The 14,289-nt window shown below is 57.6% G+C and carries 15 protein-coding genes; 8 read left to right on the top strand and 7 right to left on the bottom strand.

Annotation, left to right across the window (positions count from 1 at the left end):
* The first annotated feature begins 43 nt into the window (after nt 1-43).
* Nucleotides 44-1,306, top strand: a complete 1,263-nt coding sequence (locus AC2FFE_RS12930; RefSeq protein WP_496846821.1) for an FAD-dependent monooxygenase — start codon at nt 44-46, stop codon at nt 1,304-1,306.
* On the opposite strand, the gene AC2FFE_RS12925 is transcribed toward AC2FFE_RS12930, so the two are convergent.
* The 4 genes from AC2FFE_RS12925 to AC2FFE_RS12910 form a co-directional block, all read right to left on the bottom strand.
* Nucleotides 1,303-1,488, bottom strand: coding sequence for a Trm112 family protein (locus tag AC2FFE_RS12925; protein ID WP_496846820.1), 186 nt, complete (start codon nt 1,486-1,488; stop codon nt 1,303-1,305). The genes AC2FFE_RS12930 and AC2FFE_RS12925 overlap by 4 nt on opposite strands.
* Nucleotides 1,485-2,126, bottom strand: a complete 642-nt coding sequence (locus AC2FFE_RS12920; RefSeq protein WP_496846819.1) for an LON peptidase substrate-binding domain-containing protein — start codon at nt 2,124-2,126, stop codon at nt 1,485-1,487. Before AC2FFE_RS12920 ends, AC2FFE_RS12925 begins: the two co-directional genes overlap by 4 nt.
* 27 nt (nt 2,127-2,153) lie before the next feature.
* Nucleotides 2,154-3,071, bottom strand: coding sequence for a thioredoxin (trxA, locus tag AC2FFE_RS12915; protein ID WP_496846818.1), 918 nt, complete (start codon nt 3,069-3,071; stop codon nt 2,154-2,156).
* 76 nt (nt 3,072-3,147) lie between these two features.
* Entirely contained in the window at nt 3,148-3,936 is a 789-nt protein-coding gene (locus AC2FFE_RS12910; RefSeq protein WP_496846817.1) for an exodeoxyribonuclease III, read from the bottom strand.
* 214 nt (nt 3,937-4,150) lie between these two features.
* Here AC2FFE_RS12910 and AC2FFE_RS12905 point away from each other — a divergent pair, with 214 nt between their 5' ends.
* Complete coding sequence (locus AC2FFE_RS12905; RefSeq protein WP_496846816.1) at nt 4,151-4,954, top strand: methyltransferase domain-containing protein; 804 nt, start codon at nt 4,151-4,153, stop codon at nt 4,952-4,954.
* A gap of 223 nt (nt 4,955-5,177) precedes the next feature.
* Here AC2FFE_RS12905 and AC2FFE_RS12900 read toward each other — a convergent pair whose 3' ends face one another.
* Complete coding sequence (locus AC2FFE_RS12900; protein WP_170533404.1) at nt 5,178-5,864, bottom strand: response regulator transcription factor; 687 nt, start codon at nt 5,862-5,864, stop codon at nt 5,178-5,180.
* 160 nt (nt 5,865-6,024) lie between these two features.
* Here AC2FFE_RS12900 and ribA point away from each other — a divergent pair, with 160 nt between their 5' ends.
* Both ribA and AC2FFE_RS12890 read left to right on the top strand, forming a co-directional pair.
* Nucleotides 6,025-7,119 (top strand): GTP cyclohydrolase II, encoded by a 1,095-nt coding sequence (ribA, locus tag AC2FFE_RS12895; protein ID WP_496846815.1) that lies wholly within the window; start codon nt 6,025-6,027, stop codon nt 7,117-7,119.
* A complete protein-coding gene (locus AC2FFE_RS12890; protein ID WP_496846814.1) occupies nt 7,116-7,616 on the top strand; it encodes a L,D-transpeptidase family protein in 501 nt (166 codons plus the stop codon). The genes ribA and AC2FFE_RS12890 overlap by 4 nt, the downstream gene beginning before the upstream one ends.
* Here the strand turns inward: AC2FFE_RS12890 and AC2FFE_RS12885 are convergent.
* On the bottom strand, nt 7,600-8,259 hold the full coding sequence (locus tag AC2FFE_RS12885; protein ID WP_496819643.1) for a YggS family pyridoxal phosphate-dependent enzyme: 660 nt from the start codon (nt 8,257-8,259) through the stop codon (nt 7,600-7,602). The genes AC2FFE_RS12890 and AC2FFE_RS12885 overlap by 17 nt on opposite strands.
* Before the next feature lie 105 nt (nt 8,260-8,364).
* On the bottom strand, nt 8,365-9,333 hold the full coding sequence (locus tag AC2FFE_RS12880; protein ID WP_496819642.1) for a porin: 969 nt from the start codon (nt 9,331-9,333) through the stop codon (nt 8,365-8,367).
* Between the two features lie 282 nt (nt 9,334-9,615).
* On the opposite strand from AC2FFE_RS12880, the gene AC2FFE_RS12875 reads away from it, so the two are divergent.
* The 4 genes from AC2FFE_RS12875 to holA all read left to right on the top strand — a co-directional run bounded on the left by AC2FFE_RS12875 (nt 9,616) and on the right by holA (nt 14,244).
* On the top strand, nt 9,616-10,104 hold the full coding sequence (locus tag AC2FFE_RS12875; protein ID WP_496819641.1) for a DUF3576 domain-containing protein: 489 nt from the start codon (nt 9,616-9,618) through the stop codon (nt 10,102-10,104).
* Between the two features lie 72 nt (nt 10,105-10,176).
* Entirely contained in the window at nt 10,177-12,729 is a 2,553-nt protein-coding gene (gene leuS, locus AC2FFE_RS12870; protein WP_496846813.1) for a leucine--tRNA ligase, read from the top strand.
* On the top strand, nt 12,716-13,219 hold the full coding sequence (gene lptE, locus AC2FFE_RS12865; RefSeq protein ID WP_496846812.1) for an LPS assembly lipoprotein LptE: 504 nt from the start codon (nt 12,716-12,718) through the stop codon (nt 13,217-13,219). The genes leuS and lptE overlap by 14 nt, the downstream gene beginning before the upstream one ends.
* Nucleotides 13,216-14,244 carry a DNA polymerase III subunit delta gene (holA, locus tag AC2FFE_RS12860; protein ID WP_496846811.1) on the top strand — a complete coding sequence of 343 codons (1,029 nt, stop codon included), beginning with the start codon at nt 13,216-13,218 and terminating at the stop codon, nt 14,242-14,244. The genes lptE and holA overlap by 4 nt, the downstream gene beginning before the upstream one ends.
* Nucleotides 14,245-14,289 lie beyond the last annotated feature (45 nt).

Here is a 14,289-nt window from a genome sequence, read left to right as displayed (position 1 = left end):
CCTTCTTTTTTGGCTGAACCGGACGGTAGCGACAGGACCGCACATGGACAATCCCGAAAGGGCGCGCATAGTGCGGGGCATGACACGAGGCTCTGACATTCTGATCGTTGGCGGCGGCTTGAACGGCCCCGCCTTGGCGCTGGCGCTGGCCCAAACCGGGCATTCGGTGACTGTGATTGATGCGCTGGCCGAAAAGATACGCAAAAATGCGGGTTTTGACGGGCGGGCCTATGCTTTGGCGTTAGCCTCTCAGCGTCTGCTGGATGCAATCGGCATATGGAATCGCGTAGCCGAACACGCCCAGCCCATGCTTCAGATCAAAGTGACCGACGGGCATGCGGGTGCAGGCCCATCACCCTTTTTCATGCATTTCGACCATGCCGAAATCGAAGAAGGCCCAATGGGCTATATGGTCGAAGATCGCCACCTGCGCCGCGCGTTTCTGGGCGCAATGGCCGAGGACGAGCGCATCACCCTGATCGACGGCAAGACCGTTGTAGCGCAGGAAACAAGTACGAGCGGGGCGGTTCTGACACTGGATGACGGCACCACGATCGCAGGGCAGTTGCTGGTCGGCTGTGACGGTCGTCGCAGCGGTACGGCGGCGCGGGCAGGTATCAAACGCACCGGGTGGGACTATGGGCAAACCGCTCTAGTCTGTGCAATTGAACATGAGTTGCCACATCACGGCATCGCACATCAGTTCTTCATGCCGCCCGGCCCGCTGGCTATTCTACCGCTGACCGGCAACCGCAGCTCGATTGTCTGGAGCGAACGGACCGAGACCGCGCATCACATCAACACCTTGCCCGAGGCCGAGTATCTGCAGGTGCTGCGCCCAAGGTTCGGTGATTTCCTGGGCGATATTCGCCTGCACGGCGATCGATTCACCTATCCGCTGAACCTAACCATCGCCAATTCTTTCATCGCCGATCATCTGGCTTTGGTTGGAGACGCCGCACATGGGATGCACCCCATTGCCGGGCAGGGTCTAAACGCCGGCCTGCGTGACGTGGGCGCACTGGCCGAAGTGCTGACACTGGCCGGGCGGCGTGGTGAAGAAATTGGATCGACCCTCGTGCTGCAGCGGTATCAGGAATGGCGACGGTTCGATACCGCCTCGCTCGCCATGGCGACGGATGTGTTCAACAGGCTGTTTTCGAACGACAATCCGCTGCTTCGGCTTGGGCGGGATATCGGGATGGGGATCGTTGGCTCTCTGCCCGGATTACGCCGCGGTTTCGTGCGCGAGGCCGCAGGGCTGACCGGAGACCTGCCGAAGCTTCTACAAGGACGCTCGATTTAGTCCAGCTGACGCGCCTCATCGACCAACATCACAGGAATGCCATTTCGGATCGGAAAGGCCAGCCCTGCGGCTTTGGACACCAGCTCCTGCATTTCGGCATCATAGTGCAAGGTGGTCTGAGTCTGAGGGCAAACCAGCGCCTCAAGCATATGACGGTCAAAGGCGTTCGCGGAATCGCTCATTGCAAAGTTTCCTCATTTGATCCGCCGCGCATGGCGAATTCAATCAGTGTCACCAAGGTCTCGCGCCGGGTCCGCAGGCATGGGGCCTCAAGCAGGGCTTGTTTATCCTCTGGCTCAAAATCCATCAGCATCGACAGGGAATTCACCAAAAGCTCATCATCTGCATCCTTGAGAGAATCCCAATCGGTCGACAACTGACGGGAGTCAAAGAACCGTTCCAACAAGGTCAGGAAACGGGTTCGATCGAACCCGTCATCCTTCTCGGATTTCCCCAAATCGCGATCAAACCCTTCCCAGGACACTTCGCAGCGTCGATATGGTGTGAATCCATCAAGCTCTGATTTGATGCGGAACCGAGATATCCCGGTCAGGGTGATCAAATAGCGCCCGTCCTCGGTTTCTGAAAACTGGGTAACACGCCCCGAGCATCCGATCCGATGCAACTTTTTCTCATCATTCACTGACGGGTTTGGCTGGACCATTGCGATCAGCCGTTCCTTGGTCTTCAGCGCATCGTCCAGCATCTGCAGGTAACGCGGCTCAAAGATATGCAGCGGCAAGCGAGACCGAGGCAGCAACAGCGCCCCGGGCAATGGAAAAACGGATACCGTTTCCGGCAGGTCGGCTGGATGCATCATGTATCCGAGTGTAGCTCTGATCGGGAATTAGGCAAATATCATCGAGCTGAGCTTGCGCCGCCCGTTCAGAACAATCGGATCATTGGGCTTGAGCGCTTCAAAGATTGTGAACAGCTGGGTCTTGGCGGCCGCGTCATTCCACTCACGGTCCCGGCGGAACAGTTCCAGCAATTGTGCCACGGCATCTTCGACATCCCCATTGGCATGCAAAGCCTGCGCCAGATCGAAACGCGCCTGATGGTTGTCAGGCTCAGCCTCGACCGCTGCCATCAGTTCAGCCACCGGACCGGCATCCGCGGCCTGTTTCGCCAGTTCCAGTTGAGCATTGGCCGCTTCCAGTTCGGGCGTACTGGAAATTTCTGCAGGGGCTCCGTTCAGGATCGCCTCGGCCTGTTCCAAATCGTCGGATGCGATATGCGCCCGCACCAAGCCGCCATAGGCCGCCGCATGGTTGGGATCTTCGCCCAGAATGGCAGCAAACGTCTGCGCCGCATCGACGGCGGCCCCTTCGGCCAGCATTTCTTCGGCGGCCTGAACAGCATCCTCCAATTGACCACCCGGGCTTTCGCCGCCTGCCGCTTCGATCACCCGGTCCACAAAGGCCTTGATTTCGGACCCCGGCACAGCCCCTTGAAACCCGTCAACAGGCTGACCCTTGAAGAACGCGTAAACGGTGGGGATCGACTGAATGCGCATTTGCGACGCGATCATCTGCGCCTCATCCACGTTGATCTTGACCATCTTCACCGCACCCTTGGCGGCGGTCACGGCCTCTTCCAGCAAGGGCCCAAGCGTCTTGCACGGGCCACACCACGGGGCCCAGAAGTCAACGATCACAGGGGTTTCCTGCGACGCCTCGACCACATCGGCCATAAACGTCGCCTCAGATCCATCCTTGATTAGATCGGTGGCGGCGGTGCTGTCTGAGCTGTTCAGAAGGTCCATGGCAAATACTCTTTCGTTCAAACTTGCGCCCTATATGCAACCGCTGAACGCAGAAACCAAGGGCCGAGTTGTACAGTTACAGATCGAAACTGGCAAAGACCGGGGCATGATCGCTGGGTTTCTCCCACCCGCGCGCGTCGCGCAGAATACGGCTGGAATGGCCTGCGTTCGAAATATCCGGCGTGGCCCAGACGTGATCCAGCCGCCGCCCTTTGTCTGCCGCATCCCAATCCCGCGCGCGATAAGACCACCAGCTATAGAGCTGCCCTTCGGGGATATCCTGACGGGTGATATCGACCCAACCGCCTGCGTCCTGCGTTTCGGCCAGTTGCTCAACTTCAATCGGCGTGTGCGAGACAACCTTGAGCAGTTGCTTGTGCGACCAGACATCATCTTCGCGCGGGGCGATGTTCAGATCGCCCACCAAAATGGATTTCTCTGGCTTCTCCGCATGGAACCAGTCGCGCATATCGGTAAGGTAATCGAGCTTCTGCCCGAACTTCTCATTCACCTTACGATCCGGCACGTCCCCGCCCGCCGGGACATAGAAATTATGGATCGTCACACCGTTTTCCAACCGACCCGCGATGTGTCGGGCATGGCCAAGGCCGGCGAAATCCTTGTCGCCCACTTCCTCCATCGGTAGGCGCGACAGAATGGCAACGCCGTTGTACCCCTTCTGCCCGCGCGCCACCATGTGGGTATAGCCCAGTTCCGCAAATCCTTCGGTCGGGATCTTTTCGACCGGAGACTTGCACTCCTGCAAACACAGAACATCCGGAGCCTCTTCCTGCAGCAATTTCAGCACGATAGGCTCGCGCAGACGGACCGAGTTGATGTTCCAGGTGGCAAGGGTGAAGGGCATGGGTTGGCATTCCTCTGTCGCGATTGGGCGAAGGTTAGCGTGGTGTGGGATGGGGTGCTATCAAAAAACGTGCCGAAAACCTCAGGCCTATAAATGACAGCTATGCGGGACATAGCCGCTGTTTGATCGACTTGCCCAAATGTCTGCTTTTTTTGATTTCGAGGCGGAGAAAGATTAGCTTACTGCCGCATGATGTGTTTCGAGGAGCGAAGCTATGTCTGATCCATATTCTAATCTAGGAGCGCAAGATCCTGCGATTCAGGAACGGATTGCAGCAGCGATGGAAGCCCGCTGTCTTGAGCCTGCACAGGTAGCAATCCGCAGAGCCTATCTGAATGATTTAGAGCTCCCGAGCAATGCAAGTGCGTTGGAATTGGGGTCCGGCACCGGCCATGTAACAAAAGACCTGTTGGACCTTGCTGGCGCATCAACCGCGCATGGGCTCGAACCCTCGCCGATTATGGTGGAACGGGCTAAAAAGAGTTTCGGCGATGATACGCGTCTCAATTTCGAAATCGGCGACGCCAAGAACACAGGTTTTGAAGACGCATCATTCGACCTTGTTTTGATGCACACCTTGCTCTGCCATGTGCCTGACCCCGAAGACGTAGTTCAGGAAGCATTCCGCATCCTGAAGCCGGGCGGTGTTTTGGCAGTCTGTGACGGCGACTACGACACCGCGACGGCGCAGATTGCAGATTTTGACCCGCTCGATCAGCTCATCCGTTTCATGATTAATCAAAACGTCACCAATCTTTGGATTATGCGACAAATCTCCGGCATGCTTGCCAAGACTGGTTTTCAACTTGGAGCGCGCAGAGGGCATGGATACGTCGCCGAAGGAGAGGCGACATATTTCCTGACTGTTATTGACCGAGGCGCGGATCGCATGGTCGAAGAGCGTTTACTGTTCCCGGAAACAGCGGAGGCACTGAAGACAGAAGCAAGACGTCGGGTGTCCGAAAAGACCTTCTTCGGCTTTATGTCTTACGTGAGCCAGATTGCCACAAAGCCCTAGGAAACTAAGAAATCTCGTAGTCCGGACATTCGTTTGACGCGCAGCATCGGTCACTCAGGGCTCAAAGCAGGAATCTTACCAACCTAGCCTAAGAAAAAAGCCGGGCCATAAGGCCCGGCAGTCCAACAGGGAGGTACATGTCATAACCCGGACATGTGCGGGATGGGAGTAACCTAATTATGAGTACAGAGTATCACTTTGATCCAAGTCAATCCATAGGCGATCAAGATACTAATCGATATCCGCCCGATTCTGTGACCAAAAGGCGCGCATTGGACGGATCGGGCTCAATTTTCTGACGCAGGCGGTAGATGTGCGTTTCCAGCGTATGGGTCGTGACACCCGCGTTGTAACCCCAGACCTCATGCAGCAGCACATCGCGGGCAACCACACCATCGGTCGAGCGATACAGGAATTTGAGGATGTTGGTCTCTTTCTCGGTCAGCCGGATTTTCCGGTCTTCCTCGGTGATCAGCATCTTCATCGCGGGCTTGAAGGTATACGGCCCCAGCACAAATACGGCATCCTCAGATTGCTCATGTTGGCGTAGTTGCGCGCGAATACGAGCCAGCAGAACCGGGAATTTGAAGGGTTTAGACACATAGTCATTGGCACCGGCATCCAGGCCCAGGATGGTGTCTGCGTCGCTGTCATGGCCGGTCAGCATCAGGATCGGGCTTTTGACACCTTGCTTACGCATCAGGCGGCACAGCTCTCGCCCATCGGTATCGGGCAGGCCAACATCCAGAATGACCAGATCGTAAATCGCTTCGCGGGCCCGCTCCATCGCTGATGCACCGTCTGAGGCTTCGAAGACATCAAAGTCCTCGGTCATCACCAGTTGCTCACTAAGCGCTTCGCGCAGGTCTTCGTCGTCATCCACCAGCAGGATTTTCTTGAGCTGAGCCATCTGCGGTCCTCCTAAGCCTTTTCCATCACTTGCGTTTGGAATATGCAATCAGCAAGCTTTGCTGCAATCGTCTCACGCCTTCGTGTCGGACGCAGCGGAAATGTTTCACTTTTCCGGGTGAAACCGATAGTAATTCGCCGGATGTTGTAAGGTATCATCGATGAGTCTTAGCCCTGACATGACCGAATTGCTGGCCCGCGCACGAGCCGATTTGCGCATGGGCGTGCCGGTGGCACTGACCGATGATACCGGGTTTTGCGTGTTGGCCGCGTCGACCGAGACGCTCAGCCCTCAGCGGCTGGCCGATCTGCGCAAGCTCGGAGGCACGCCCGTGGTGGCGATCACCGGACGGCGTGCTGAGACGCTGAAGGCGCGGGCCTATGACGGCGATCTGGCGCGGGTTCTTGTTCCTGCGGACGCAGATATCAGTTGGGTGCAAGCCGTTGCTGACCCGTCGGACGATCTGAACGCACCCATGAAAGGCCCGCTGATGACCGAGCGGCAGGGCAGCGCCAATCTGCATCGCATCGCCATAACTCTGACCAAATCCGCGCGCCTGTTGCCCGCTGCGGTGGTCGTTTCTGTCGAAAACGGCCGATCCTTCGCGGCTGAACGCGGGCTGACTTGTATCGATCACGCGCGCGCCGCGCCGCATCTGGCCGAGCGCAGCGCATTGCATGAAATCGTCGCCGCGCGCTTGCCGATGGAGGTGTCCGAAGCCGGGCGGTTGCATGTTTTCCGTCCTGAAGACGGGGGCGAAGAACACTACGCCGTCGAAATTGGACGCCCGGATCGCAGCAAGCCGGTCCTTGCCCGCCTGCATTCAGCCTGCTTCACGGGCGACCTGATGGGCAGCCTTAAATGCGATTGTGGGCCTCAACTGCGCGGGGCTCTGGCGCAGATGGGGGATGAAGGCGCGGGCGTATTGCTCTACCTGAATCAGGAAGGTCGCGGGATTGGGTTGGCCAACAAGATGCGCGCCTATTTTCTTCAGGATCAAGGGTTTGACACGGTCGAGGCCAACCATCGGCTGGGCTTTGAGGATGACGAACGCGATTTCCGTCTGGGCTCGGACATCCTGAAATCGCTGGGCTTCAGCTCGGTTCGACTGCTGACGAACAACCCTGCCAAGATCGCGATGATGGAAAAAACCGGCATCGCTGTAACCGAGCGTGTCCCGCTGAAGGTTGGTGAAACCGCACATAACCGAGGCTATCTGGCCACCAAGGCCGCGAAGTCCGGACATCTGCTTTGACACCTGGTGATCTGGTCCTGACCCCGCGTGGGGTCCGGTTTATGGGTCGTGTCTTTCCCTGTTCGATCGGGAAAGGGGGGCTAAGCGCCAACAAACGCGAAGGCGATGGCGCAACCCCGACCGGGACCCATCGCATCGTCGGCATGCTCTATCGCCCTGACCGCATCACTGCGCCCACCGCATGGGCCCGGCCCATTGGCCCATGGGATCTGTGGTCAGATGATATGTCGGATAATCGCTATAACTCTTTGGTAACAGCATCTTATGGCTTTAGTCATGAGAAGCTGCGACGCGCCGATCCGCTTTATGATCTGGTTCTGATCACCGACTGGAACTGGCCCAATGTGGTGCCGGGTCGCGGGTCAGCTATTTTTATCCATCAATGGCGCAGACCCGGATATCCGACCGAAGGCTGTGTCGCTTTTCGGCGCGACCACCTGCGTTGGATGGCGCGCCGCATTAACCTCGGCACGCGTCTGATCATCCCTGAGGTTTGACGCGTTCCCCAAAGATTGCCGAACCAACGCGTACATGGGTGGCACCCAGTGCGATAGCCTGTTCAAAATCACCACTCATCCCCATCGACAGGCCCGTCAAACCATTTCGGTCTGCGATTTTGGCCAGCAGAGCAAAATGCAATGCAGGTTCTTCTTCGACCGGCGGTATACACATCAGGCCCTGGATGGGCAGATCAAGCGCGCGGCATTCGGCGATAAAACCATCCGCCTCCAACGGTAAAATCCCTGCCTTTTGCTCTTCTTCACCTGTATTTACTTGAATGAAAAGCGCGGGGCAGCTTCCGATCTCCTGCGCCAGTCGGGCCAGAGTCTTGGCCAGCTTCGGGCGATCAACCGAATGGATGGCGTTGCATAACTCCATCGCCTGACGTGCCTTGTTGGTTTGCAGCGGGCCGATGAGGTGCAGGTCAATTCCTTCGAATTGTTCCTTGAACATCGGCCACTTACCCGCCGCCTCCTGCACCCGGTTCTCACCGAAGCAACGATGGCCCTGCTCTAGCACAGCCTTCACCCGCTCATTCGGCTGCACCTTGGAAACAGCGATCAGCTTGACCGACCCCGGATCGCGCCCAGCTTTGGCTTCGGCACTGGTGATGCGGGTGATGATGTCTTGCAGCGACATGGTGTTCCTTGAATCTGCTTTCTGAGGCGACAGAACACCATGTGACGGAAAAAGAAAAGGGCGGGTCCGAAGACCCGCCCCAAGAACCTTGTGGTTCAGATCGACTTAGAAGTCGAAGCGAGCACCGAAGTCAGCTTTCAGCTGGCTGTCTGCGTTGCCGGTTTTGGTGTTGCCGATACCACCGCGCAGCGATGCACCGCCGCCCAGATCGTAGATGGCACCAATACCGTACTGCTGAGTGTCGTTGTCAGCCGAACCGTCACCGTAAGCTGCGGTCAGGGTCAGAGCTGCACCAACGTTGTAGGCCAGCGAGAAGCCATATGCAGTGCCGTTTTCTGCGTCATCTGCAACATCATCGTCCGCTACGAACAGAGTACCCGAGAAGTCACCGAATTCTGCGCCCAAGGTCAGGACGGTCAGGGTGCTCTTCTCACCACCAGCCGGAGCATCGGTCTGACCATAGGCCAGTGCTGCGGTGATGTTGTTGAAGGTATAGGTCGCGCTCAGGTCCCAACGGTCAATGCCGCTCAGGGTGGTGTCGCCACCAACGTTGCCAACGTTCTGGTCGTACGACGCGCCAAACGCGAAGTCACCAACTGCGTACTGGAAGAACACAGCGTTTGCGCCTGCGCCAGTCGACGAGTAGGCCAGGAAGTCATAGTCAACGCCGGAGTACTGACCGATGAAGTTTTCCAGACCAGGCTCGTTACCGTAGTAGTTTGCCAGGTTGTCGAACGAGCCAGCTACGTTGCCCGCGTCAACACGCAGACCACCGAAGATGACCGAGAAGCGTGCACCGTTCAGGCCAGCTGCGTTTGCTTCGCCGTTGCCGGAGTCTTCGTCAGCCTGCACACGAACACGGCCTTCGAAGCGTACGCCGCCGTCGGTTTCAACGATGCCGTCGATGTTCAGACGGAAGCGCGAGACCAGGATGGTGTCGCTTACGTTTTCGTCAGTCGAACGGTCTTCAGCGTAGCCAATACCGAAACGACCGTAGCCGCCGAACTTAACTTCTGCTGCTGCAACGCCTGCGGTCGCGATCAGCGCCGTCGTTGCAAAGAGAACTTTTTTCATCTTGTTTCCCTCGGTTTCAAAGATTTATCTACTCGACACATGCCTAGCACATGTCTCAGCACGGACATCGTTTCGCTTTTTTTGCCCCCTTTGCGCAAGCTTGGCCTAATCAACGCGCTGTCATTGACAAAATATTGGTGCAAGGATGCCACAGTCACCTTCTCGCCCCGCTGCCCAACTGCACACTCAATAAATACCAAAGAATAGGGTTGTTGCACACAGGGACCTTAGTTAGGAGTATCCCCTGACGATGACAGCGAGTGAAAACAGGACCTGCTTACAATGCGTGTGCCTACGATTTTGGGTTTGATTGCAACAATTGCCGCCGTTTCGGCCTGTGGCCCGAATCGAAGCGCTGCGCCGAACCCCGTTTATCGCAACACCGACAGTAGCCGGTCAGCTGAGCGCGAATTGAACGACCCTGAGCGTACTACAATCTGGGATGTGTTTGATCGCAGCACTGCCGAGCAGACAACCAATGTGAATCGCTATCTTTGGTCTGCGTCTCTGGATGTTCTCAGCTTTCTTCCCATTCAAGAGGTTGATCCCTTCACCGGCGTGATCGTGACGGGGTATGGCACCCCCCCGGGTGGAGGACGCTCTTACCGAGCAACCGTGCATATCAGCGACCCGGCCCTTGCCGCGCGGTCGTTGTCGGTCGCCTTGCAGAGCAGCGGCGGCGCGCCGGTCAGCGATGCGACCGCGCGCGCGGTCGAAGATGCGATCCTGTCCCGTGCCCGTCAGCTACGCATTGCAGACAGTAAGTTCTAGCAACCCGACGAAATACGCTCTAATACCACGCCGGGTTCTGACCCGGCGTTTTCATTCACGAAGGACCGCATGATGTCGCGCTATTCGGCCAACGAAATCGAAGCAAAATGGCAAGAGGCCTGGGACAAGGCCGGGATCTTCACCGCCAGCCGTAAGGCGGACAAGCCGAAATACTATGTGCTTGAGATGTTTCCTTACCCGTCCGGGCGTATCCATATGGGTCATGTGCGCAACTATACGATGGGCGACGTGATCGCGCGGCACAAGCTGGCGACTGGCCATAACGTATTGCATCCAATGGGTTGGGACGCCTTCGGGATGCCAGCCGAAAACGCGGCAATGGCAATCGGCGGCCACCCGAAAGATTGGACATACAGCAACATCGCCGACATGCGTGGGCAGATGAAGCCTCTGGGCCTATCCATCGACTGGTCCCGAGAATTCGCAACCTGTGACCCCGAATACTATGGTCAGCAGCAGGCTTTATTCCTCGATATGCTTGAGGCCGGGCTGGTCTATCGCAAGAACGCCGTGGTGAATTGGGACCCGGTCGACATGACCGTTCTGGCCAACGAGCAGGTTGAAAACGGGCGCGGCTGGCGGTCGGGCGCTTTGGTGGAACGGCGTGAGCTGACGCAATGGTTCTTCAAGATCAGCGACTATTCCGAGGAATTGCTTGAGGCGCTCGACACGCTCGACAACTGGCCCGCCAAGGTGCGCCTGATGCAGGAAAACTGGATCGGCAAGTCGCGCGGCATCGAAATCCCGTTTGAGCGCACAGACGGTGGTGAGCCGATCATCTGCTACTCGACCCGCCCGGATACACTGCGGGGTGCGAGTTTTATTGCAGTCTCGCCGGAACATCCTTTGTCGCGCAAACTGGCGGAAAGCAACCCAGAAGCCGCTGAATTCATTGCAGAATGCCGCAAGATGGACACCACCGAAGCGGCCATGGAAAAGGCCGAGAAAAAGGGCATCGACACCGGTATCTCTGTGCGTCATCCCGTTTGGCCCGATCAGGAACTGCCGGTTTGGATCGGCAACTTTGTCATGATGGATTATGGCACCGGCGCGGTTTACGCCTGTCCTGCACATGATCAGCGTGACCTGGATTTTGCCCGCAAATACCAGCTTCCTGTTGTTCCAGCATTCCATATGCCCGGTGATGAGTCCGAAATCGGTACCGAGGCGCTGGTACCCCAGAAATCTGAAAAAGTCGTCTATATCGACCACTTTGCCGGTCTGGGCGAAACCACCAGCCAGGATGGAATCGACAAAACAATCGACTGGTTCGAACAGCGGGATTTGGGCAAAGCACAGGTCAAATACCGCCTGCGTGACTGGGGCCTCAGCCGTCAGCGCTATTGGGGCTGCCCGATTCCCGTGGTTCATTGCGAAAAATGCGGCACAGTTCCCGAGAAGAAAGAAAACCTGCCGATCGAACTGCCCTATGATGATGGCAACGGCAAACCCATCGACTTTTCGATCCCCGGCAACCCGCTGGACCGCCACCCCAACTGGCGCGATACCCCGTGCCCGGCCTGCGGCGCGCCTGCCAAACGCGAAACCGACACGATGGACACGTTTGTCGATTCGTCCTGGTACTATGCTCGTTTCACCGCCCCGCGCGCTGAAACACCCACAGATTTGGCCGAGGCGGAATACTGGATGAATGTCGACCAGTATATTGGCGGGATCGAGCATGCGATTCTGCATCTGCTCTATTCCCGTTTCTTTGCGCGGGCGATGCAGATCACCGGTCATCTGCCGAAAAAAGCCATCGAACCGTTCAATGCACTGTTCACCCAAGGCATGGTGACGCATGAAATCTACCAGACGCGCGACGCCAACGGTCGTCCGGTCTATCACCTGCCTGAAGATGTGACCGACGGAAAACTGGCCGACGGCACCGAGGTCGAAATCATCCCCTCGGCCAAAATGTCGAAATCCAAGAAAAACGTGGTCGACCCTGTCAGCATTATCTCAGCCTTTGGTGCGGACACTGCGCGCTGGTTTGTTCTGTCCGATTCTCCGCCTGAACGGGACGTGGAATGGACCGCATCCGGGGCCGAGGCCGCCTTTAAGCATCTCAGCCGCGTGCACCGTATCGCGTCTGAGATCGCCGAGTCGGATATCCCCGCCAATGACGAGGATGAGACCCTTCTGCGCGAGATGCACAAAGCGATCCATGATGTATCTGGCGGGGTCGAATCCTTTGGCTTCAACGCATCTATCGCCAAGCTTTACGCGTTCACAAATACGCTTGCGAAATCCAAAGCCGGGTCAGATGCCAAACGCCAGGCAGCGAAGATATTGGCACAGCTGATGTCACCGATGACGCCGCACCTGTCCGAGGAGCTCTGGCAAATGTTGGGAGGTGAAGGGCTGGTGGCAACTGCCTCGTGGCCCGAGGCGGATGAGGCGATGCTGGTGGATGATACCGTCACCCTGCCCATTCAAATCAACGGAAAGCGCCGCGCGGAAATCAGCGTTCCGAAGGATATGCCCAAGGACGAGGTTGAAAAAATCGCGCTTAGCACCGAAGCTGTCGAAAAGGCGCTGGATGGTTCGGCGCCGAAGAAAGTCATTGTTGTTCCGGGTCGGATCGTGAATGTCGTCGTTTAATCGCAGAAGAGTTCTACTGATGCCACTGGCAGCCTGCCTTGCCGGGTCTGCCTGCGGATTTGAACCTGTTTACGCCCCCGGTGGGTCTGGTTCAGAGCTGTTTGGCCGGGTCGAGCTATCGGCCCCGAACACGGTTGATAGCTTTCTTCTGGTTGAAAACCTTGAACAAAAGCTGGGCCGCAGCGCTACATCCGGCAAGGATTACAAACTGAACGTCCAGGTTACGACCAATATTCAAGCCGCCGCGATAACCACCACCAACGAAATCAACCGCTATACAATCAACGGCCGGGTCGAGTATTCGCTTCGGTCCAATGAAACGGGCCAGATCATGGCGTCGGGCTCGGTTACTGATTTCGTGGGATATTCGGCTGCAGGCTCGACCGTTTCCACGCTGGCAGACGAGCGGGACGCGAAACGGCGGTTGATGTCGATTCTGTCGGATCAGATCGTCAATCGGCTGTATGCCACGCCGGACCTGACCGCATGAAGCTGAGCCCGCGCGAGGCGGATGGCTATTTCGCCAAGCCGGATGCGGACAAAACCGGGCTGCTGATCTACGGTGCCGATGCCATGCGGGTGGCGTTGAAACGCCAACAGATTCTCGCGGCTCTGCTTGGAAAGAGTGCCGAAGAAGAAATGCGCCTGACGCGGATGCCGGGCAGCGACCTGCGCGGCGATCCTGCTCTGTTGTTGGATGCAGTTAAGGCGGTTGGCTTTTTTCCAGGGCCGCGCGCGGTTTTTGTGGAAGAGGCGACCGATACCGCCGCGCCTTCGATTCTGGCAGCGCTCGAGGATTGGGCACCCGGTGATGCGCAGATCATCGTCACCGCGGGTCAGCTAAAACCCAGTTCGAAAATCCGGAAAGCCTTTGAGGCGCATCCACAGGCTTACGCAGTTGGCATCTACGATGATCCCCCGTCACGGGCCGAGGTCGAGCGGGTTCTGACCCAAGCAGGACTACGCAACATCCCACGCGATCCGATGTCAGCACTCAGCGAGCTGGCCGTCAGCCTTAGCCCCGGCGACTTCTCCCAAACCATTGAAAAGTTGTCACTTTACAAACGCGGCGATGACACCGAGCTGAGCATGGATGACATCGAAGCCTGCGCGCCCCGCTCGACCGAGGCAGCGTTGGATGATGTCCTGAACGTTGTTGCCGAGGGACGCGCCGGCGAAATCGGGCCGCTGATCCGGCGGTTGCAGGCACAAGGCACCAATGGGGTGACACTGTGCATCGGTGCGACCCGGCATTTTCGAACGCTTTATGCCTGCGCCTCAGATCCCGGTGGTGCAGCGCAAGGCATCGGTAAGCTGCGGCCTCCGGTTTACGGCAAACGGCGCGACCGCATTCTGCGGCAGGCCCAAGGATGGGGTGCACCGAAACTACAAACGGCACTGACGGTTCTGACCGACACCGATTTGTCCCTGCGATCTGCCGGCCAAACCGCCCCCGCGATGGCATTGGTCGAACGCGCAATGATCCGATTGGCGATGCTGGCGCGGTCACGCTGACCCCGCGTATGTCTTGACGTACGCGCGATCCGGGTCACATTCGGT

This window comes from Ruegeria sp. YTSA168 (assembly GCF_059610045.1).
This window is presented reverse-complemented; position numbering and strand designations above follow the sequence as displayed.